General features: G+C 49.6%; 17 protein-coding genes. 7 read left to right on the top strand and 10 right to left on the bottom strand.

Annotated elements, in window-relative coordinates:
- Nucleotides 1–265: 265 nt before the first annotated feature.
- The gene (locus NYE54_RS07205) at nt 266–1,573 is read right to left on the bottom strand and encodes an ABC transporter substrate-binding protein (RefSeq protein ID WP_339271133.1); all 1,308 of its coding nucleotides are present in this window, start codon (nt 1,571–1,573) and stop codon (nt 266–268) included.
- A 201-nt stretch (nt 1,574–1,774) separates the two neighbouring features.
- The gene (locus NYE54_RS07210) at nt 1,775–2,707 is read right to left on the bottom strand and encodes an AraC family transcriptional regulator (protein ID WP_339271135.1); all 933 of its coding nucleotides are present in this window, start codon (nt 2,705–2,707) and stop codon (nt 1,775–1,777) included.
- Nucleotides 2,708–2,889: 182 nt separating this feature from the next.
- On the opposite strand from NYE54_RS07210, the gene NYE54_RS07215 reads away from it, so the two are divergent.
- Nucleotides 2,890–4,083, top strand: a complete 1,194-nt coding sequence (locus NYE54_RS07215; RefSeq protein WP_339271136.1) for an acyltransferase — start codon at nt 2,890–2,892, stop codon at nt 4,081–4,083.
- A gap of 151 nt (nt 4,084–4,234) precedes the next feature.
- Here NYE54_RS07215 and NYE54_RS07220 read toward each other — a convergent pair whose 3' ends face one another.
- Nucleotides 4,235–5,020, bottom strand: a complete 786-nt coding sequence (locus NYE54_RS07220) for a YheC/YheD family protein (protein WP_339271138.1) — start codon at nt 5,018–5,020, stop codon at nt 4,235–4,237.
- A 166-nt stretch (nt 5,021–5,186) separates the two neighbouring features.
- On the opposite strand from NYE54_RS07220, the gene NYE54_RS07225 reads away from it, so the two are divergent.
- From NYE54_RS07225 to NYE54_RS07235, 3 genes are read left to right on the top strand one after another with little or no spacing between them, the layout of a single operon-like run.
- Entirely contained in the window at nt 5,187–6,434 is a 1,248-nt protein-coding gene (locus tag NYE54_RS07225) for a CoF synthetase (protein ID WP_339271140.1), read from the top strand.
- Between the two features lie 9 nt (nt 6,435–6,443).
- On the top strand, nt 6,444–7,430 hold the full coding sequence (gene sbnA, locus NYE54_RS07230) for a 2,3-diaminopropionate biosynthesis protein SbnA (protein ID WP_339271142.1): 987 nt from the start codon (nt 6,444–6,446) through the stop codon (nt 7,428–7,430).
- A gap of 3 nt (nt 7,431–7,433) precedes the next feature.
- Nucleotides 7,434–8,405 (top strand): 2,3-diaminopropionate biosynthesis protein SbnB, encoded by a 972-nt coding sequence (locus NYE54_RS07235; protein WP_339271144.1) that lies wholly within the window; start codon nt 7,434–7,436, stop codon nt 8,403–8,405.
- A gap of 76 nt (nt 8,406–8,481) precedes the next feature.
- Here the strand turns inward: NYE54_RS07235 and NYE54_RS07240 are convergent, their stop codons facing one another.
- Nucleotides 8,482–10,746 (bottom strand): AraC family transcriptional regulator, encoded by a 2,265-nt coding sequence (locus NYE54_RS07240; protein WP_339271146.1) that lies wholly within the window; start codon nt 10,744–10,746, stop codon nt 8,482–8,484.
- 363 nt (nt 10,747–11,109) lie between these two features.
- Between NYE54_RS07240 and NYE54_RS07245 the strand changes: the two genes are divergently transcribed.
- Genes NYE54_RS07245 through NYE54_RS07255 form a run of 3 tightly spaced genes read left to right on the top strand, consistent with a single transcriptional unit; the run spans nt 11,110 to nt 14,551 of the window.
- Nucleotides 11,110–12,000 carry an ABC transporter permease subunit gene (locus tag NYE54_RS07245; protein ID WP_237566323.1) on the top strand — a complete coding sequence of 297 codons (891 nt, stop codon included), beginning with the start codon at nt 11,110–11,112 and terminating at the stop codon, nt 11,998–12,000.
- A gap of 16 nt (nt 12,001–12,016) precedes the next feature.
- The gene (locus tag NYE54_RS07250) at nt 12,017–12,898 is read left to right on the top strand and encodes a carbohydrate ABC transporter permease (RefSeq protein WP_076322931.1); all 882 of its coding nucleotides are present in this window, start codon (nt 12,017–12,019) and stop codon (nt 12,896–12,898) included.
- A gap of 33 nt (nt 12,899–12,931) precedes the next feature.
- A complete protein-coding gene (locus NYE54_RS07255) occupies nt 12,932–14,551 on the top strand; it encodes an extracellular solute-binding protein (RefSeq protein ID WP_339271148.1) in 1,620 nt (539 codons plus the stop codon).
- Between the two features lie 145 nt (nt 14,552–14,696).
- Here the strand turns inward: NYE54_RS07255 and NYE54_RS07260 are convergent, their stop codons facing one another.
- The 6 genes from NYE54_RS07260 to NYE54_RS07285 form a co-directional block, all read right to left on the bottom strand.
- Complete coding sequence (locus NYE54_RS07260; RefSeq protein ID WP_339271149.1) at nt 14,697–15,698, bottom strand: aldose 1-epimerase; 1,002 nt, start codon at nt 15,696–15,698, stop codon at nt 14,697–14,699.
- A gap of 1 nt (nt 15,699) precedes the next feature.
- Nucleotides 15,700–16,704, bottom strand: a complete 1,005-nt coding sequence (locus tag NYE54_RS07265; RefSeq protein WP_339271151.1) for a Gfo/Idh/MocA family oxidoreductase — start codon at nt 16,702–16,704, stop codon at nt 15,700–15,702.
- Nucleotides 16,705–16,729: 25 nt separating this feature from the next.
- On the bottom strand, nt 16,730–17,569 hold the full coding sequence (locus NYE54_RS07270) for a carbohydrate ABC transporter permease (protein ID WP_339271153.1): 840 nt from the start codon (nt 17,567–17,569) through the stop codon (nt 16,730–16,732).
- Nucleotides 17,566–18,543, bottom strand: coding sequence for a sugar ABC transporter permease (locus tag NYE54_RS07275; RefSeq protein ID WP_179090637.1), 978 nt, complete (start codon nt 18,541–18,543; stop codon nt 17,566–17,568). The genes NYE54_RS07270 and NYE54_RS07275 overlap by 4 nt, the downstream gene beginning before the upstream one ends.
- Nucleotides 18,544–18,622: 79 nt before the next feature.
- Nucleotides 18,623–19,990 carry an extracellular solute-binding protein gene (locus NYE54_RS07280; RefSeq protein WP_339271155.1) on the bottom strand — a complete coding sequence of 456 codons (1,368 nt, stop codon included), beginning with the start codon at nt 19,988–19,990 and terminating at the stop codon, nt 18,623–18,625.
- 356 nt (nt 19,991–20,346) lie between these two features.
- Entirely contained in the window at nt 20,347–22,578 is a 2,232-nt protein-coding gene (locus NYE54_RS07285) for a helix-turn-helix domain-containing protein (protein ID WP_339271157.1), read from the bottom strand.
- Nucleotides 22,579–22,878: the final 300 nt, after the last annotated feature.

The raw sequence follows: 22,878 nt of genomic DNA on the forward strand, positions 1-22,878 counted from the left end.
CGATTCTCCTTCCGCTTTAAGAGGTTGTTCAAAAAGTCCGCTTTTGATCACGAAGCGAATCAGGAAGCAGCTCGGCATCGAATCTTGAATTCAGCCGGGCCCTCCGGTGCTCACGTACCCAAAACGTACGCTCCGCTCCTGACGTCCCTAGCTTCATCCAACCTTCTCGGTGCTGAAAATCGACCTTTTTGAACACGCACTTTAAGTATTTAGTATGCAGCCCCGCCCAATGCATCGCTGCATTGGACAGAGCCTGCTTAGCTCATCATTTCACCAGTGGCTGAATCTTTGCCTTTACCTTGTCCAAGCCTTCCTCCATGCTGACGGTACCACGGAGGATAGCATCATATTGCGCGCTGAACTCCGTCATGTATTCGTTCGCGTAGGAGGAAGCCGGGAAGGACCTCAGGTTTTCGCTTCCCGAATAGTCGAGGAATTCCTTGAATCCGGGCACATCTTCATAGAGTGGATTAGAGAAAGCAGAGTTTCTCGTTGGGAGATTCCCAAGGGCGGCCGTAAATTCGGCCATTTGCTCCGGTTCGGTCATCCATTTAATGAATTTCCAGGAAGCGTCCGGGTTTTTGACGCCTTTTGGGATATAGAATACGCTGGTAGTCACATTTCCGGAGTTTTGAAGTTCCGGTTTGTTCTCATCATAAGGAATCGGGGCAATTCCGTAATTCAGATCAGGCGAGTATTGTTTGATGAAGGTGGGCAGCCACTCTCCATCGATCGTCATCGCATACTTGCCCGAGAAGAACGGATTCTGTGCTGACATGTATTGGCCAAGCCCGGAAGAGAATCGATCCAGATTATCGGAACCGTATTGATCCCAGATCTCCTTCGAGAGCTTAATCGCTGATTGGATCCCGGGATGGTCCGGCGTCACCTGCTGCGCCGATTCATTATAAAACGATCCGTTAAAGGCATAGCTGAACGTATACGCATCCATTCCGGGCCACAATCCGAGTCGCTGGAGGCGCCCGCCATCCTCGACGATGCTCAGCTTTTTGATATATTCTTTAAGCTCGCTTATCGTTTCCGGTGGACCGTCATAACCGGCTTCCTGCAAAATATCCTTGTTGTAGAACAGCATGGATACATGCATGGCCGTCGGAATCGCATACGTCCTGCCCTCATGCTGGGAAGTGCTTAGGGCAGCCGGCACGAAGTCTTTAAGATCCAAGCCGTCCTTCGTTATATAATCATCCAGCGGCATCATGGCGCCGCGCAGACCCCATGGCACGACATTCTGTCCGAATTGGGATGCGATGTCCGGAGGATTGCCCCCGGTAATCGCGGTAAGCTGTTTCTGATAGTCGCTTTGGGATAGGCCTTTTACTTGAATGTCGGGATTGGCCGAGTTCCACTTGGCAATCAATCGTTCCAGCGCTTCCGCTTCCGGTCCGGTCCATCCGTACCAGAAGTCGAGCGTTACGGCATCCTGGGCAGGCGGATTATCGGATGGCTTGTCACCAGCATCACTGCCCGATTGCGACGGATTACCGCCAGAGCATCCTGTTGCGATAGAGAACAATAGAATAAGACTCCATATCAAATGTTTCTTCTTCATTCCTCTTCCTCCCCTTGAGCAATCGTGTACAATCGTGTAATCGTAATCGAAGTTCTATCAATTCCCTCCCCAAAACAGTTGACTAAACAACCGGCCCTGATCCAGTTATTTGTAAGAATTATGGATATCGTAGCATGTAAAAAAATCATTTCATTTCACTATCGTGTTCAAAAATAGGATTATCGTATGGCATTGAACGTTCTATTTGATCGCTTGTTTACGAAAGTCGGTGGGGGAGATGCCCGTGTATTTTTTGAAGATTCTGCAAAAATAGGAGAGTTCATTAAATCCGGTGGAGTAGCAAACATCCGTAACGGTTAACTCCGGCTGCTTCAGCATCATCATGGCTTGCAGAATCCTCAGGTCGGTGAGATACCGGTTGAATGTTTTGCCTGTCCATTCTTTGAAGAGGATGCAGAACGTGGACCTTGATAAATTTGATAGGGTGCATAGATCATTCAGATTCATATCTTCCTGGTAGTGGTTATGGATATGATCAACGACTCTTGTCATGATTCCCCGGTATTTCTCTGATTTCTCGAACCCTTCTCTGAGCAGTTCACCGTTGACCTGCCGTACCAGAATCGAGAGGAGGACAAGCAGTTTCGCTTTGAGCGAGATTTGAAAAAAAGGGGTTCGTCTCTCGTATTCAATCAGCATGTCCTTCAAGACATTTTGGACCGTTACGTCGGTAACGCTGTCCAGCGTTATTTTGGATTGGGCGTTCATTTCCTTGCGCAGAAAGTATTCCAGAAACCCCACATCGAAAAAAGTATGATCTGTTGGCATTTCCTGAAATCTCTCGTTCACGAAGGCTGGCATAAATTCGCATCCGTAAATCTCGATGTCCTCATCGGGTGAAATGCTGACGCTGTGCAGGGTAAACGGAGGTATAACAAAAATATCGCCCTTGGAGATCTTGTACGCCTGTTGATTAACGGTGTGTTGGAATGCTCCTTTCGCCACATACCAAATCTGAAAATAATCATGACAATGCGTCCACAAGCTCTGTTGATAGGTCAATTTATACATTTTGCACGGAAGACCTTCCAACATTTCCATCTTTGAGTTAAAATAAACGACACCTGATCCCGTTAGTTCTTCAATATCAACCTGACTCCAATAAATACTCAATGTTTTACCCTCCCCTATTGATTTCCTTTGATTTAAGAAAACGCTTTCAGTTTATGAGTCAGCCATTTTCTTAAAGATGATTATCCCTGAAAAACGAATCGTGTACAGCATTCCTCTTCCTGCCCTTTGAAATATGTTTCGCATTCGCAAACATCCTATTTCTAGGGGAACGTGGGGTTATTATGAAAATTGTATATTTGGATGGTTTGAGAGGTTTAGCTGCCTTGATTGTGGTTGTGTCTCATTTTTTTCAGGTGTTTGCACCGTCTGTTTTTGAGGGGAGGAAGGAGATCGAGCATTTCGCTTTCGAGGGGATTGCCGCGCGAACACCGTTCAATCTGTTGTTTAACGGAAACTTTTCCGTCTGTCTGTTTTTTGTGTTGAGCGGATATGTGCTCAGCTATCGTTTTTTTCAAACCGGGGACAGGCTGATCATTTATTCGTCTGCCATTCGCCGCTATTTTCGTTTGGCCGCACCCGCCTTGGTATCCGTCTTCCTTGCTTATCTGATCATCGTGTTGGATCTCGGAGCATACGACAAAATACGCGGAATGACGTTATCTTCGATGCCCGATCCGTTTATGGCTAGCGACAATCTGCTGGTCATGCTGAAGGAAGGCTTGTTTCATATCTTTTTCACGTATGGATCGCAGTATAATCCTGTACTCTGGACCATGACATATGAGCTGTTCGGATCGTTTCTGATTTTTGGGTTTCTTGTCCTGTGTGGGAGACGGGTGATCCGTTATGCTGCATATGTTCTCCTGATCTACGTCTTCAACGATTCTTACTACCTGGGATTTGTGCTGGGGATGCTGCTCGCAGACTTGAAGCATAGTGATCGGGATTGGCTGTCTTACTTCAATGCACCATGGATGACCTTCATATGGATCACGGTTGGCATTTATCTTGGCTCCTATCCATACTTGGATCCGGAGGGAACAATCTATTCTATTCTCGTGTGGGAATCGGATGGATTCGAATTTTTTGCATTTTATCATGTGATCGGGTCGTTTCTGATTCTGATAGCCCTGCTGAATTCGAGATGGCTGCAAGCGTTGTTTCATCATAAGTTATTTGCCTATCTGGGAAAGATATCGTTCTCGCTCTATCTATTGCACTTCACGATCATCTGTACACTGGGATGCCATCTATTTCTTCTGTTCAGCACATTTCTCTCCTATGGGTGGAATGTAATCGTGACGAGTCTAATCACGGTTCCGGTGATCTTTGGCGCTGCCCATGTATTCTACCGGCTGGTGGACGTTAACGTCTTATCTTTGCTGTCGCGCTGGAGTAAGAAATGGCTTGCCAGCCGGAAGAGGAGAGCGCTCAACGCCCATGTCCCTCATGAGAAATCCGTAAAGGCAGACTAAAGACTAAGGATATCAAATAAGCCCATTTATGCATGAGAAAAAACCTTCTGGACCGCGGCCGATAGAGTTTGGGCATTTCCTAATCCCAGGCTCGGCAGGCTGCGGTAACCGAAGGTTTTTGCTATTCCTCCTTACATGAAATGAATATGTCTTACATACCCTGCTTCGATTTTTTACAGTTCAAGGGATAGTAGCGCCCGTACGCTTTTCCATAGGACACGATTCTTTTAATGGTGTCCTTCTGTTTAAGTTTGGTGAATGGGCATGGATCAGGGAGCGTGTTCACTTCCAGTATCCAGAGCGTAAGGTCGCGATCTACTGCGAGGTCGAGTCCCAATTCGTTCAATGCAGGATAAGTATGGCTCATGGCAGCAGCCACTGCCAAGGCAATACGGTCAATCTCTTGAAGGAGTTCGTCTGTCTTCGCATCATCCGCACTTGCGCGAATAAGTCGGTCTGCGGCATAAATCGTACCGCCTTGGCTGCCGTTGGTAACCGCTTTTCTCGGATGGGCGACACGTCCAACCGTTCCGGTAGCCTCCCATTCCCCCTCCGGGTTTCTTTGAATCATGACACGAAGGTCGAAAGGGCGGTGATCATATGTCAGCAAATGTATTCCTCTCTGGATCAGATAGCGCTTGCTGTCTATTTGTTTACTCAATGATCGGCACAGTTCTCGATAAGAACGACAAGTCAATGTTCTTATGCCGTTTTGATACTGATATGCCGACCCCTTCTTCTCCACGCGCATGACCCCTTTACCTTGTGAACCAGCATCGGGTTTCACATATACCATGTCGTAGCGCTCCAGCATGTCAAACAGATGTTTCCGTGAAAACAGCTGGGTGGGTGGAACGAGCTTCGCCAACTCTTGTTGGCTTTGCAGAAGTTTTGTTTTGGTCCACTTGCTCTTCACCGTGAATCGGGAGGTTTTCATAAGATGTGCCTCATTTCAGGAAGATATGGTGTTATTGTACGAAGCTGGCGGTCAAAGTGTAACCGTGCAGCTTTTTTTTCTATAGGGGGAATCGAACGAAATGAAGGAAGCGACATAGACTATAGTCAGGGGGAGTGGACTCTAATCTGTCGAAGGGGGAAGCGAAGTGCGGGATTCCAACATTCTGCAGCAAGCCTTGGTCCGATCGCGTCGTTATATGCCATGGTATGAGGGCTGGGTACGGGGGAGCATCGGAAGAGCGCTCGATGGGATGGCTCAGGAGCCGAGGTTAGAACTGGAGCATCTACCGCTGATGACGCACACCGTGCTGGAGGAGTTATACTATACGGACGACAATCCGTTGGCAGCTCGAAGTGATGTTCATTATTATCGTACTTCCGGCACGAGTTCGGGTCGGCGCAAAGCGATCTATTACTCTGAAGCCGATGAAGAGGATTATATTCGGTTTAAGCTCCAGGTGTACCGGCAGATTCTTGGATCCGGCCAATATCGATCGGCTATTGCGGATATGGGTACCGGGCACGCGGAGGCAACGTCGATCGAGGTGTTCCGCCGCTTAGGTATGAACGCCGAATCGATCCCCTTTCAGGCGCCGATTGAGCAGCATCTTGAGCGGCTCGCACTGTGCAATCCGGAGGTGCTATATACGATGCCGTCGATACTGGATCGCATCCTGAACGCTTCGATTGACGCGACCGTATATGGCATCCGTCACGTCATACTGGTTGGCGAAATGGCTTCCCCCGCCTGGATTCAGCTTACCGCCAAACGGCTCGGAATCGGTGCAGACCATATTACGGATACGTACGGTTCCATCGAGATTGGCACGATTGCTTATTACTCCCATGAACACGGGCGATATCTTCTGACGGACGGACTGCTTGCCGAGGGAGTACGCCCGGAGCAACTGGACGCTGATCTCGAACCGCTTGCCAATCCGGAGGAATCCGTGCTCGTCCTGACATCGGGGTATCGGGAAGCGTTTCCCGCCATTCGCTATGTCACCTACGACGTAGTGCGCGATTTGCGTCCAATGATGGTGGATGGAAGACTCCGTCAAAGCTTTAGCAGCATCGTTAAGCGAATCGGACCAGATCTGAAGCATGGAGAGAAGATCAGCATCTATGATATTGAAAATGTCGCCTTGCGCCATCTGCATGGGGGCAGCGTTCAGGTGAAGGTGGCTCATAACGCCTTGATCGTGTATATATTCCATTCCACGGCAGAGCAAGCGATATTACAGAGGATCAAGCATGATATCGAGCAGCAGATTCCCGAGATCGGTACGATGATACAGTCCGGAATCCTTGGCGAAATCCAGGTGATTCGCGGAGATGGTGAGCCAGGAGCAGGTAAGACATCGGTTAAACATAAAAAAATATGGTACGAGTAAATAAGGAGAATGACCTTGGAACTTCAAGACGGGATTGCAGGCGTGATCGGTGTCACTCCATTAATCCGCCTTAGTCGATTGTTTAACAACCGTTCGTTTGATGTATACGGAAAACTGGAGTGGATGAATCCCGGAGGAAGCACCAAGGATCGACCGGCGCTTCATATGCTTCGGGAGGCCATGCGCCGCGGCGAGATCACGCCGAGCACGGTCGTCATTGAATCCAGCTCAGGCAATCTAGGCATCAGCCTGGCACAACTCTGCAACTACTTGGGGCTGCGTTTCATCTGTGTCATTGATCCGCGCACAACCGATCAGCATCGCCGCATCATTCGCAGCTTTGGCGGGGAGCTTGAACTGGTCACGGAGCCCGACAAGGAAACCGGTGAATTTCTGCCTGCACGAATAAGAAGGGTTAATGAACTGGTTCACCGTATGCCTAATGCTTACTGGACCAATCAATACGGTAATCCGGACAACTATTTGGCCCATAAAGAAACCACCATGCAGGAAATCGCTGAGCGGTTGGGCGAGATTGATTATTTGTTTTGCGGGGCTAGCTCCTGCGGCACGATCCGGGGATGCAGAGAGTATATTGCGGATCGGCAGTGGTCTACCCAAGTTGTGGCTGTGGATGCAAAGGGAAGCGTTATTTTTGGAGGAGAGAAAGGTCCGCGGAAATTGCCTGGACTGGGTGCCGGCATAACGCCGACTTTATACCACGAGGATATAGCGGACCGCGTAGAGTACGTGTCGGACCTAGATTGCATACGGGGCTGCCGGGATCTGGTTCGGTACGAGTCGATTCTCGCCGGCGCTTCATCTGGCGGGGTTATCTCAGCAGTCCAGCGGATGTCGGGCAGCATCCCTGAAGGAGCGTTATGTGCGGTAATTTTACCTGATCGCGGTGAAAGGTATTTGGACACGGTGTATAACGATATATGGGTACAGCAGGAGTTTGGTGTGGACCCGGTTACTTTCTCGTTTGGAGGATAGATCATGATTTATTTACATGACGGACACATACGTGAAATCGGGATGGATTGGTCAACGCTGATTCAAAGGATAGATGAAATCATCAGGATCAAAGAGAACGGGGACTGCGTTCATCCGCTAAAGCCGTATTTACGCTTTCGCGCCCCCGAGAATCGAATCATTGCCATGCCAGCTTTTGTTGGGGGAAATGTAAATATGTCCGGCATCAAGTGGATCGCAAGCTTCCCGGGCAATAGCCTGCATGGTCTGCCGAGAGCGCATAACACGATAATCCTTAATCATCCGTTGACCGGTGAGCCCGTGGCTGTCATATATAGCGGATTGCTGAATGGTTTGAGGACAGCTGCGGTAAGCGGGTTAATGCTGAAAGCCTTCATTGAAGCCAGGCGGCTCGAGAGCGTACGGATTGGTATCATTGGCTGGGGGCCAGTGGGGCAGATGCACCTCGCGATGTGCAGGGCGCTGTTGGGGGATCGCTTGGAACGTGTGCATCTATACGATCTCAAAGGCATCGATCCGGCAACCGTTCCTGAGGAGGTTCGGAACATCACAGATATTGCGGATACTTGGCAGCCTGTCTACCGAAACGCTGATGTTCTTGCCACATGCACCGTCTCGGAAGAGCGATATATCAATGAGAAGCCATCGAAGGGGATGCTGCTTCTCAATGTGTCGCTGCGGGATTATACAACAGACAGCGTAGCCGGGGTCAAGGCCATTGTTGTCGATGAATGGATGGAGGTTTGCCGTGAGAACACGGATGTGGAACAACTGCATCTGATGACGGGATTGCAGGAATCCGACGTCCTGACGCTTTCAGATATTCTATGTCGTGACGGCCTGGCGGCTTACGACGATCATGAAACGGTTTTCTTCAACCCTATGGGGTTAGCGGTATTCGATATTGGCATAGCCAGTTACTATTATCACGAAGCAAAGCGATTTGGGAAAGGCATCGGGTTGGATAAAGGATAGCGATCCATATTAGAATAACAGGGCCCTTCGTTCCGCTGTATAGCGGAACGAAGGGCCCTGTTGTTAAGATAGACCTTTAACCGCTCGCATGGGTCTGCACCACATGCTGCCGGCGGTAAGCGCCCGGCGTTATGCCGGTGGCCTTCTTGAACGTCCGGTTGAAGGAAGTAATGTTGAGATAGCCGACACGCTGGCTGATCTCATTAACGGTCAAGTCTGTGCACGCCAGCAGTTCCTTCGCTTTGTTCATGCGGATGCCAAGCAGATGATCACTGAAGTTAAGACCGGTCTTCTCCTTGATATAGACGGAGAGGTAGGCGCTCGACAAGTTCAGCTTGGCTGACAAATAGTCGAGAGACAGATCATCGGCATACTGGTTATGGATGATGTTCATGAACATGGCGATGAGCGGCTCGTCGCCGGTATCCTTTTTCTTGCGAATGAGGGCGCAGGAGGCTTCGACGAGCTGACGGAATACCCCCTGGTAATCAGATAAACAATGACATTCTGCCAGCCTTGCGCTCCACCGCTTCAAGGATTGGACAGAAGTTTTATCTATCTGGGCCATCTCCATATAGCTTAGAATCTTGGAAGCGACCGAATCGGCGAAGAAACGAAATTGCGCGATGCCCGCCTCCTTACGCTGCATTGCTTCGAGCGCCTGGTCGATGATCTGCAAGGAGCGGCTGTCGCTGCCGGATTGCAGGGCGTCCAGCAGTCCTTTTTCCTGTGACGGGCTCAGATTGACGGTGGTTGGAAGAACCCGCTGCTTGGTTACCATCTGGGATTCTTCCAGGAGCTGTGCCTGCGCGGCCAGTCCTTTGACCTGATGGTAGGCTTGATTGAATTCGGACGAATGGCTCACCTGGGAACTGACGGCGATGGTGACCAGGAACAATTCCTTTTCCTCGTTTAACATGTCCTTGATTTCCAGCAGAAGATCCTCCAGGCGGGCGGCTTCCTCCCGTTTAAAGATAGATACAATCTCGTTCTTTTCGATCTGGAACGTATGAGACCCCGGATAGCGCTCAGCCGTGATCAGATGAATATGCTCCAGGATATGGCGGACAGCCTGATCGGTCTGGAGGGGGAGCTCATAAACCGGATTCATCCGGAAACGGATGTGATACAGAACCACGATAAAGCTTCCGTCATCCGACAGGAAGTCCTCCCACTCGCTGATATCGGTATTGATGCTCTTCAACTGACTGATATAAGAGTAACTGGTTAGAACCGATTTATGCTTGTTCATGCGCTCCCGTATTTCTTCCTTCTCCCGGAACAGCTCTTGAATACGGTTCTGGATCAGATCGTATTCCGTGATGCTGCCGGATTCTGGCATGGATGTACTGTTGGCTCTGTTCAGCACGGTGGTTAGAATCTGCTTCACGGGCTTGTGCAATCTGCGGCTGAGGAAATAGGAAGCGGCAAGGGCCACGCCAAGCGACAGGCAGAAGATGAGCAGCAAACCGCCGGTTAACCGGCTTAACTGAGAAGAGACATGGCTGTAAGGTACGGCCGAGACATAGGTCAGTCCGTCGAATCCGGCTTCGGCAAAATAGTAGGTTCCATCCTTCAGCACGGCTTTCTGTCCGGCTTCAAACGACGGAAGCTGATCTTGGTTCATGGAGCCTAGCGTATACAGCACTTGGCCTTCGGCATTCAGAATGGCGAGTGCACGATCAACCGCCTCGCCGAAGAAGGACTGGGCAGCCTTGTCGATATCGATGAGGGCAATGACCTCATAAGGACTATCCGGCTGTTTATAGACAAAGGGCATCAGTTTTTTCTCGGACAAATCGTTGTTGATTCGATAGGTTGATGCAGGGAGGAGTTTGAAGGACTCCTGATGGCCTTCGTAGCTGCTCCAGAATGAATAAGGATACATCGAACTTGCATAGGAACGATTGAACATATAGGAAGCATCGCCGCTTCCGGATTTGCTCAGTACAAAATCAAACTCCCGGAGATAAATCAGGGTATCCTCCAGAAAGAATAACGGGTTATAGATATCGCTCCGCATCTGCATCATCACATCTCGGGCTTTCAAGTAATTCACTTCGTTTCCCGCCTGGTTGCGAAGCTGATTATTGAAGCCGATTAATTCGGATTGATTGTATATATCAAACATCAGCACCTGAAGCCTGCTGAATTGATTGGTGAACCGTTCCGCCGTATCGTGAACGGCCTGCTGGCTGGTGTCGATGATTTCTTTTTGCAGGCTGGTCTTAAAAAGCTGGAAGATGACCATATAGAACAATCCGAATAACACGATGATGGCCAGAAAGCTCAGAAAAATCTTAAAGAATACACTGCGGCTTTTATGTCTGATCCAATTCACACCCTTCCCCCCTTTGTATTTTTCTGACGTCCAAGGTTTCACAACATTATATAGGACAAGTGTTAAGGATTGTGCCCGATTCGTGTTAATCGTTCGTAAAAAATGGATAGTCAATATTTTAGATTTTAAGCAATGCTTTAGGAAAACGGCGCTTCTGCCCGGTCATCCAATGAAAGGCGAGACATCATTAAAATGGTCAATACCCTTTATGCGTTCTGGTCGTTTATGATGCAGACGTGGACCTTTGGGACACACGAAGACGCATAGACGAAAGAGGGGGGATTGCCGATTTTACAACGTCATCTTAACACCGTGGAAGCGCATTCAAACATTCGCAAGAAAAGTGCTTGGCGAAGCTGGATGATGCAGGTTCGCAGAAACTGGCAGCTTTACGCTTTATTTGCACCAGTTCTGTTATACTTCATTGTATTTCATTATGTACCCATGTATGGCGTCCAGATTGCATTTAAGGATTTTATTGCGAACAAAGGGATCATGGATAGTCCATGGGTGGGCTTCAAGCATTTTGAACGCTTTTTTGACAGCTTTTACTTTTGGCGGATTATTAAAAATACGATGGGTATCGGGTTATATGAGTTGGCGGTCGGATTTCCGATTCCAATTATCCTGGCCTTGATGATTAATGAAGCCAGATCGGGCCGGTTCCGCCGATTTGTACAAACCGTAACTTATGCACCCCATTTCTTATCTACGGTGGTCGTCGTTGGCATGATCATGATGTTCCTGTCGCCGGTCAGCGGCCTAGTCAATTCGATTATCACCTCCTTCGGCGGAGAGCCGATCGCATTCATGACGGAGCCCTCCTGGTTCAAGAGCATCTACGTGTGGTCTGGCGTGTGGCAGGGCATGGGCTGGAGCTCAATTATCTACTTGGCAGCACTTGCCGGGATTGATCCGCAGCTGCATGAGGCGGCCAAGGTGGATGGCGCGGGCTGGCTCCGGCGAATCTGGCATATTAATCTGCCGGGGATCGCGCCAACGATGACCATTCTGCTCATTTTGAACATCGGTTCCGTTCTTGGCGTCGGCTTTGAGAAGATCTTCCTGATGCAAAATTCGCTCAATATGGAAGCGTCCGACGTCATCGCCACGAACGTATACCGGAGCGGTATACTGGGTGCCCAGTACAGCTTCTCGGCTGCGGTCGGCCTGTTTAACTCCATCGTCAACTTTATTATGCTGATTACCGTAAACCGGATTGCCCGGAAAGTCAGCGAGAACAGCCTATGGTAAGGAGGAATGATGGCATATGCCGCAAAGCCGCAGTGAACGAATAGCCGGTGTATTTATTTACATTATACTATCTTTTATTACACTCCTTGTACTGTATCCTTTATTTTTTGTTCTGATTGCTTCCATCAGCGCTCCGGAAACGGTGATGCGGGGGGAAGTATGGTTATGGCCGAAGGAACTGTCGTTTGTAGGCTACGAACGGTTATTTGCCAATTCGGAGCTCATGCGGGGATTTCTAAACACGCTGCTCTATACCACGACGGGCACAGCGCTGAATGTACTGATGACGATCGCAGCGGCTTATCCATTATCGAGAGCCGATTTTAACGGCCGCGGCATTTTTACGGCGATCATCGTATTCACCATGTTCTTCAGCGGGGGGATGATCCCCAATTACTTGCTGGTGAAGGAACTGGGGATGCTGGATACGATTTGGGCCATCATTATCCCTTCGGCCGTATCGGTGTGGAACATTATCATCATGCGGACCTTCTTCCAAAGCTCCATTCCGAAGGAAATGCAGGAGGCGGCGTTTATCGATGGGGCCTCTAACATGCGGGTGCTGCTGCGGATTGTGCTTCCATTATCCGGACCGATATTAGCTGTCATGGTTTTGTTCTACGCAGTGGGCCACTGGAATTCGTATTTTAGTGCGCTGATCTATTTGTCGGACCGTGCGAATTATCCGATGCAGCTGTTCCTGCGTGAAATTCTGGTTCAGGGACAAATGCAGGAGATGGTTGATATCAGTGATGATTCACTGGCACGAAGTCTAATGGATGCGGAAGCGATCAAATATGCGGCGGTCATTGTGACAAATCTGCCGATGCTGCTGCTGTATCCGTTCCTGCAAAAGTATTTTGTGAAGGGTGTTATGATTGGCGCAATTAAAGGTTGATTACGGATATTTCATGAGGAGGAATTGAATTTTATGGTGATGAGAAAATGGACTTCACTTATATTGGCAGCTGTACTGGCAGCCGGATTGCTGGCAGGCTGCGGTAGTAAAAGCGGCGAAGGTGCAGCGGATAAGGGGGAGACGCCGCAAACCAATGTTAACGAGACCGGCATGCCGATTGTGAACGAGCCCCTTAACTTGACGTTCTTCACGGGCAAGTCGCCATCAAACGGGAGCAAATTCGAGGAAACGCTTGTATGGAAAACCTATCAAGAGATGTCGAATGTAAATGTGACCTGGAACCTCATTCCATTTGATACCCTTACAGAGAAGCGGAACCTAGCGCTGGCAGGTGGAGATTATCCGGATGTATTCTACTCCGCAAGGGTCAGCTCCGCAGAATTAACCCGTTATGGGGAGCAGGGAGTATTTATACCGCTGAATGATCTGATCGATCAATATGCACCGAATTTCAAAAAGCTGATGGAACAGTACCCTGATATTCGAAAAGGGCTGACGATGCCGGACGGCAATATTTATTCCCTGCCTTCTTTCTACGATCCTGCGCTGCTCTCCATGTTGATTGGTACACCGATATGGATTAATCAGGAGTGGCTGGATCAGCTCGGGATGAAGGAGCCGCAGACGACCGAAGAATTCTATGCGTATTTGAAGGCGGTCCAGAAAACCGATCTGAACGGTAACGGTAAGCATGATGAGATTCCATTCGCTTCAACAGGCATTACCGGAATCATCGATCACTTGAAAGGCTCTTGGGGACTTGGTACAAGTGGACTTGGCCATAAATTGGTAGACATAGATCCGGATACAGGGAAACTGCGCTTCACCAAAGCCTTGCCGGAGTATAAGGAAATGCTGCAGTTCGTAAACAAGCTGCACCAAGAGGGACTGCTCGATAAAGAGATCTTCACGATTGAGGGCGGCGCATTGAATGCGAAAGGGCAGGAGGGCCTGCTCGGTGCCACGATTGTGCCGAATCCGGAGATGGTGATGGGACGAAAAGAATACATCGGGCTCGGGGCGCTTAAGGGACCGCATGGAGATCAACTCTATTCTCATGTCAAAGTTCCGATGGTTCACGTAGGTGCATTTGCGATTACTGATAAGAACCCGAATCCGGAAGCAACGATCCGCTGGATGGATTATTTCTACGGGGATGAGGGAGCCCAGTTCTATTTCATGGGTAAAGAAGGCGAGACTTACACGAAGAACGCTGAGGGTCAACTGGAGTATGTGAAGGAGATTACGGAAAATCCAAATGGATTAACGCAGGATCAGGCGTTGGCCAAGTATTTCACTTGGCTCGGGGGCAGCTATCCGGGATTTGTGCGGGAGAGATGGTTCAAAGCCTCGGAGACACGACCTAACGCAATGGCCGCTGCTGAAAAAGCAGAGCCGTATGCCGTGAAGGAGATCCTGTACAATTTTAACTTTACATTGGAGGAAATGGACGTCATGACCTCGATCGGTAAAGATATCGAGGATTACGTGAAGGAAATGGAAGCGAAATTCGTGAATGGTTCGGCCTCGTTCAGCCAATGGGAAGAGTATGTAAATACACTCAACAAGATGGGGATGGACCGATATATGGAGGTTTACCAGGCTGCATTTGAACGCTACCAGGCGGAGTAATCGGAAGATATGACAATCGAAAGACGCGGTGCGGGGGGTTCCGTATCGCGTCTTTTGCTAATCCAAATAATTGGTGAAACAGGTTACATGATGAAGCGGCCCGTTCAAGGAAACATCCTTGCTTACGGACCGCTTCTGTTATGGTTTAATCGGATGAGGAACAGAGTTCTTCTACATGGATGGTACAGAACAGCAAGGCGGTTCTGCCGGGCTCCAGCACCTGCATGCCGGTGATTTCCGGATCCAGTTCCAGGTTGAAGGCATTGGTAGCACATGTGTAAGGCTCGGGGCATAGATAACCGCTCGCTCCATCGCCATTGTGCAGCACCCATTGCTTGAATGCGTCATCCGCACGGTATGTAACCCGGAGGCCTGCCGCCGAATCGGTTAATACGGTTTCATTCCGGTCTTCCGGCATGGCAAGGAACAGATCATCGAGCGGAAACTGACTGACGGAGATGCCATCCCGTAAGCCTCTGCTGCGGAAATCATGGGCGAGCTCGCCGGTCGGCAGCACGCGGTCATTAAGGACCCATCGTTTCCCGACAGGGGCCTGCAGCGTGCAGCGTTCCTGACCGTATTCATTTCCGAAGGGAAAGCGGAAGGTGGTATGATATCCCAGTCCCCATGGAAAAGAGCTTGTGCTTTTATTGCGAATTTCCGCGGTCTGCCTGAACGAGGCCCCATCAATGCTCATACGCAGAAGGATGGTGAACTCGTGGGGAAATTGCGACAGGATCGTTGGACGGCCTCTTGAAGAGAACACGGTTTCGATCACGGCCCGATTCCCTTTTGTCCAGCAGCGTCCGACTTCCCATGCCTGGTCATGAACAAGCCCGTGCGCATGATTATGATGCTGCGGCTCGTTGATCCGGAATTGATAGGGCCGGCCTTCAAAAGTAAACCTCCCGTTTTCGATCCGGTTGGGCGGAAATAAAACAGGAATGCCATATAACAAGGGTGTCCGCTCATATTCCGTCATGGAAGGCGGCATACGCAGCAATTCCGTGTCGGATGGTTTCCACCGCAGCGAGATGACGCTGCTCCCCCAGCCCGGAACCACCGTCATGGATAAGCGATCATTCTCGGCCCTAACTGCAGGCATGTCAAGAAATGTACATCGTTCAACTGCTGGGCATGTCTCCATGTCACACCTGCTCTACTTGTCCGCTTAAGACGGAGCGATGGATGGCATGCACCAGCTTGGTATTCAACAAACCGGCAGCTGCGCCGGATTCCGGCATCGTATCCAGGCGGATATGATCGACGAAGGAATGGAGCATATAATTGGGTGCTGCAGTATATTGGCCGTTGATCGGTGTACCGAGCGTATGGACATGACTGTACACGCTGCCGCCTTTACGGACCATTTGATCGGATAAATCGACATACAATGCCCCGTCTTCGCCGATGATCTCGACCTTGAAGTCGTAGATAAGCGGCATCGATTCGGGCAGCACCCAGCTGGTCGTAAATGTAGCGTGCGTGCCATCATCGAAGGACACGATCGTTTGCATGGAATCGTAGGTGTCGATCCCCATCGCGACTAATTTCTTCTTCGTGCCTACCGCGTAAACGCTCACCGGCAGAACCCCGCTTTTCAGCCATAAGGCAATATCCGTGGCATGAGGGAAAAGGAACCAGCCGGGTGTTGATTCCCCGGCCCATTTCAGCATTTTGGTGGGCACGTAGATGGTGTCATTTAAGCGGGTATTGATGGTCAGAATGTTGCCTATCTCACCATTTTGGACCGCTTCCTTAACTGCAACGAATGGAGAATTCCAGCGATTCTCGAATGCGACGAGGCACTTAATGCCCGCCTTCTCGACCTCGGCGTACATGTCCTCGGCTTCCTCGACGGAGGTGGAGAAGGGTTTTTCAACCATGATATGAATGCCTTGCCGTGCTGCAAGCATAACGGGCTCTTTATGCAGGAAATCCGGCGTGGCAATAACGATGGCGTCCAAAGCCTCGCTTGCCAGCATATCTTCAACCTGCAGATAACCGGGAACCCCGTATTTATCCATGCTGGCGTTTCGTGTTGTTTCATAAGCATCGCTGACCGCGGCCAACTCCGCATAGGGATTTTGGCTAAGGGTATCGGCGAACATATTCCCGCGAATCCCCATGCCTACGATTCCGATTTTTATCATTGTGAACCCTCCTCGAATGGTTAAATTATTTAACTGCTCCGGCTGTCATTCCACTGACCAGATGTTTCTGCAGCAGCCAGAACGCAATCACGATCGGAAGTGTGGTTATGACGGAGCCCGCCATGAGGTAATCCCAGTTGACGACATACTGTCCTTGAAAGCTGGCGATGCCGACCGACAGCGTCCATTTGTCGTAATCGCTGATGAACGTCTGTGCAAACATAAACTCGTTCCAGCTGGTTAAGAAGGAGAAGACGCCGGTTACCACGAGCCCGGGAAGCGTGAGCGGAAGCAGGATCCGGATAAAGGTTGTCCACCGGTTGGCCCCGTCTACGCTCGCAGCTTCGTCGATGGACTGGGATACGCTGTCAAAGTAGCCTTTTAGCATCCATGTACAGAACGGTACTGCAAACGTGGTATATGCGATGACGAGACCCAGATGGGAATTCAGCAGATTGTAATCCTTCATGATAAGGTACAGCGGAATAATGAGCAGTGAGCCGGGGAGCATCTGCGTCAACAAGATGATATATCCGAGCGACATCCGTCCCCGGAAGCCGAACCGGGACATCGCATAGCCGCCAAAAGCGGAGATGACAAGGGAGAACACCGTTGTTAGCAGCGAGACTAGCGCTGTATTACCGAACCATTTCATAAAGTTGGCGCTGTCATCCGCATTGAGATTCAGCATTCCCTTGTAACCATTCCAATTAAGTTCATGTGGCAGGTACGTCAGCGGCGTGCTGTAGATTTCGGCCTGAGGCTTCAACGAAGTCAAGATCATCCATAGAAAAGGAGACACGGCAAACAACGAAATAAAAACAGCGCATACATATACTAGAATCTTGTTTGGGCCTTTGCTCATGACATTTCACCAGCCTTCGTCGCTTTCATGTACATGACGGTGAACACAATGGAGATCGCCAGCAGGATCATCCCTGCAGCGGAGGCCAGACCGAAGTCAAACGATTTGAAGCCTGCCCTATAGATGAAGATGGTCAGTATTTCGGTTACCCGGCTCGGTCCGCCCCCGGTGAGGACGTATACGATGCCGAAATCCTTAATGGTCCAGATGATAAGCAGCAGGAACACGATGACGGATACGGGCTTCAACATCGGGAAGGTGATGCTGAGAAACTGGCGCCATTTCGAGGCACCGTCGATTTCCGCTGCTTCGTACAAGCTTTTGGATATGCTTTGCAAACCGGCCAGCAGCATGATGGCCGCGAACGGGAAGCCCTTCCATACATTGACGAACATGGCTGCCCAGAGCGCGGTGTCGGCTTCGCCGAGGAAAGCGACCGGATTGGCTAACAGGTTGAGCTTCAGCAGCAGATCATTGATCACGCCGAATTGGTAATCATACATCAGAATAAATACGAGACATGCAACGACTTCAGGTACGGCCCATGGGATGATCACCAGTGCTCTTACAAGCCCTCGGCCCTTGAAGGGAATATTCAGTAGGACGGCCGTACCGATTCCGAGCAGGAAACGCAGAGCCACCGTCACGATAATATATAGAAAGGTAATGCCTAACGATTTCAGGAAGTTCCCCGACTGGATCGCGGCTGTATAGTTGTCCAATCCTACAAAGGGATTACCTTCGGCAATCGGTTTGGCAACCTTCCAGTACTGCACGCTCATCAGCGCTGATTTCAGAATCGGATAGAGGAGCACGAGAGCAACGGTAATGACCAGCGGTGCAATAAATAAATATGCGGCTATATTTTTTTTGAAATGTCGTTTTTCCTCTAGCCATAAACGCTTTGCCCTCGATGGTCTTTTCAATGGCAAGGGAGTTTGCCTGCTTGTCACATCCGTTCGCGTTGGATTCATTCCCCTACCTCCTTATGATGTAAGTGCCGCCCGGCCATGAAGCCAGGCGGCTTCAAACGTTTGATCATCCGAATGTTTTTTAATGCATCGTGTCCTTCATTTGCTCAGCTGCACTGTCCAGCGCTGTCTTGGCGTCTTTCATGCCAACAAACATTTCCTGCGCGGCATTGATCAGGATTTGGGAGAGGGAGCCGAGTTCGGGAATTGGCGGGTCCATAACGGCCGGCGCATATACATTCTCCTGGAAATCGAAGAATTGGGCAGCCAGCGGATTCTCCGATTTGTATTCTTCGGATTCGGCATATTCCTTGCTGCTCGGAATCATGCCAGAGCCGGCGATAATCTGCTGCGCCTCTTGGGATGTCATCCATTCAAGGAACTCCCAAGCTTCATCAGGATGCTTGCTGTCTTTGGAAATCATCGATACGATCGGGTAATTGTGCGGGTTCGGTTTATAGGTTTGGCCTTCGTATACGACGGAAGGCTGCGGAATGAGCCCAAGGTCGTCCATTAAAGCTTCATCGCGTTCTTTGGTCATGCCGATAAACCAAGGGCCATCCATCATCATGCCGGCTTGCCCATTCCAGAACATCTCGCGGCTGACCTTCTTGTCGCGGGTTCCTGGAGGCGTTGCCTGCGGGTTCTTGATTAGATCCTGCCACCACTCCGCTGCCCAAACGTTCGGTGCCGAGTTGACATTAATCCGGTCGGCTTCGTAAGGGCCTGCCTCGCCGTCTGGGAAGTAAATTCCTCCTGATACCGGACGAGCGAGCAGCCTGTACCATTCCGAGGCGATAAAGGGATGCGTGCCGATGACGCTGGAGAACCCGTATTGCCCGTCTTTAACACCGCCAAGTTGAATGGCGGCTTCTTTGAAGTCGTCCATCGTTTGAATGGAGGCAGGATCAATTCCGGCCGCTTCGAACATCGATTTGCTGTAGAAAATGCCGGTTGATCCCCATGCGTAATTGGACAGCGCATAATAGGAGCCGTCGACCTTGCTCAGTTCCTGTCCGACAAGTTTGTCCTCAAGTCCGCTCGCTTGAATCTTTTTGTCGAGATTCACGAAAGTGCCGCCGCTCTGCAGCGCATTATAGGTGGCAATATTCTCAGGGTATACCTGAACGATGTCCCCCTGTGTACCTGCCAGAATCTCCGTGGTCAGTTTATCCCAGTAATTCTCGTAGTCTGTGCCGTGAACTTTGATGGTGACATTAGGGTGGGATTCATTGTATTTGGCAATGAGCGCATCGATTGCCTTCTTATGAGGTTCTTCCGCATACACCGACGTCTCGAACGAGATCGTAATTTGATCACCTTCGGACGGGTCGTTGCTTGCCGATGCCGGGTCTTTACCACCCGAGCATGCGCTTAATACGGTTGATAACGTAAGGGCTGCAGCGATAAGAGCCGTCCATCCCTTTTTCTTTCTGTTCTTGTCTACCATGCTAGTTCATCCCCTTCTGGCTTTTTAGTATTGTGGAAAGCGCGGTGAGGCGCCGTTCCTATGCCCTTAATAAAAACACCTGCTGCCAAGTCAGGACAACAAACACTTTTCGTAAAACAAACCGAAAGGTGAATACAGTGTTAGTGTAAACGTTACCGCGATGGCAATTTAAATAACACTGGAAATTGTATGTAATATTAATCACAAAAAACTTTTCTCTACGAGAAACTATTTTCTACTTTGCGGTGAAGGGCATCACTGCGCGGGTAGGAGCAACCGAGGCATAGACGGGAGAAGGCCGAGGGAGACTTTTATGTCCTCCTCGGCCTTCGTTTGATATCGGGGTCTGCGCCGTTTTATTTGCCTTTACGATAATCCATTGGGGGTATGCCGGTAATTTTTTTGAAAGTCCTGGCGAATGATATCGGGCTGCTGTAACCGACCCGTTCCGTAATTTCTTGTACAGACAATGCGCTTTCCGTAAGGAGTCGTTTCGCTTCCTGAATTCGCAAATCGATCAAAAAGTCCACAAATTTCAAGCCATACTCTTCCTTGAATAATCTGCTCAGATATTTGCCGCTGATCCCGAATTTGTCTTGCAAGTAGTCAAGGGATAGTTCCGCTTTCGTATAATGCTTTTCAATATAAGCCTTAACCTCTTGTACGAGGTTTCCCTGGCTTCGCAGATTCCGCTGCTTATCCAGCCGTTGGGCAAATTGCTCCAGAAGTTGGAGCACCATCTGCGTCCAATCTTCCGGCAGGTCGATTTCTTTCTGAACCCGGTCGAGTGCCGGCATCGTTTCCGTTTTCCAGAGCAGGTAATATTCGTCATTCATACTGGAAGCCGTCTTGTTCAAATGGTACGTCAGGTAATGCAGTACGCTGCTTGCGCCCCGTCGGGATATGCCTTCTTCCAGCATATTCTGAAAGAGCGCCTGCATCTGTGTCTTCCACTTGACTTCTTGCAGTTGGAAGGCGTCAACGATCCGGTCGACCTGTTGAAAATAATGAAAGCTGTGATCCTTCGACAAGGCATCGGACGAATAAGGAATGATCATGGCACTTCGGTTTACGGGCTTCGTTTGCAGCGCATCCAATGCCTCGTGATAGGAATCATGCAGATTATCCGGATGCTCAACCGGCTCCCCGATGCCGATGGATACGGTGAACGATAAGGCATCGGCAAATCGGCGCTGGCATTCTTCGGTGAAGGAGAGTGCCTCGAATCCCTGTTTCTCCGCTTGTGGCGATATGACCAAAATGCAAGCAAGCTGGTGCAAGGACACCCACAGAAGCTTTACCTCGCAGGCGTGATCCGACGCCGCTTCCAGGATGATCGTTTCAATGGCTTTTTGCTGGGAGCCATGCTGCTTCTGACCGTAGTTGGCGCTCCACTCTGAACGATGATCAATTTCCAAGACAAAAACCAATGGCTTGCCAAACAGCACAGGCAGGCCGTGCTTGGCTGCTTCCTTCTCCCATTCCTTCAGATCGAAAGAGCGCGTCCCTTCCAGCAGCTCGTACATGAAAAAATTTTGTTTAGCCTTCAAGTCCTCCTCGAACTGAAACTGGAACCTTTTATTCTGATCAATCATATTTTGCAATTTGGAATTGATGAACGTAAATTCGTTTTTATGGATTTCCTCCGGGACGTCATCCTTGGAGGATAGCTGCTGCAGCTGGTTGACCAGGCGCTGAATGGGTCTGTAATTTTGCAGCGTCACGTAGACGATCCAGGCAACCGAAACGGCACATAGAAGCAAACCGGCAATAAACCATATATTTGATAAGCTAATGATGAAATTGAAGGTATCCGCCCTTTGAACGCTGCTAACGATGCGCCAGCCCGTATACTCGGAATTCGCTTCTGACTGAAGGGCGCCGTTGTTGGTTACAGGCTTGCTTACAGAAGTCTTCGATTTTGCCATATCAAATAAGCTGTTCCCTTGGGAATCATACAGGCTTAGTATGCGGGATGACGGATCGTGCATTTGAAGAAGCATTCCCTGCAAGGCGTCAGCGCTTACATTAACGACGATTAGCCCATGATGCTTCGAGAAGATGGAAACGCTGCGCGTCAGTGAAACGACCGGCACTCCTTTGTCGGAGGGCAGCTCCTTGTATGATCTGATATCCGACCAATGGCTGTTGGGTGTTTCCAGCTTGGAGCGAATGAAGGCGTTATCGGCATATTGATCCAAGGGATAGCTCGTGCTTTCATTGAGGACTTGATTATGATCCGCTTGAACCATATAGATGGAATGAATCAGGGGGTTGGTCATTTTTAAATCGCGCAAAAGATTCATCACGTCCACCTGAAGGGGCAGATCCTTTTCCGTGCTTCTGGAGAAAAAGGATATGACCTTTCGATTACGCAGCATCTCGAGCGAAATTTTCTGATCCAGCGAAGACAACGACGTATCAATCATCAGCATCGCTTGTTGGGTTACGAAAGCATTGGAGCGCTCGGCATCCTTTCGGTTGCTCTCGCTCAATGATTGGGAAAAGACAAAAAATAAAAAGGCGGGGACGATCAGAAAGACAGGGATATACAGCATGAGCATCCGCGTAAACCAGTTACGATTCATGTTGGTTCCTCTTTCCTAGGCAAACATAAACGATTCACACGTTATGGCCTCGAATAGTCATGAATTGATCTTCGGCTGTTATTCTTGTGAAGTGTTTGTTACAAATAGCAATTCTTTATGTTAGTTTATCAGACATCATGTCGATTTGACTACAATATTGTCGGAAATGTGACAAAGAGGAAGACGCAGCAGATGGAGCCGAAGACGACATTCAGAGATATTCCCAAGGTCTTCGCGGTATGGCTTTTTAAGCAAGAGGCGGAGATATACTTCGAACAAGAAGATTGAATGGATGGTTGA

The sequence above is a fragment of the Paenibacillus sp. FSL K6-1330 genome (assembly GCF_037976825.1).
Taxonomy (GTDB): domain Bacteria; phylum Bacillota; class Bacilli; order Paenibacillales; family Paenibacillaceae; genus Paenibacillus_AQ.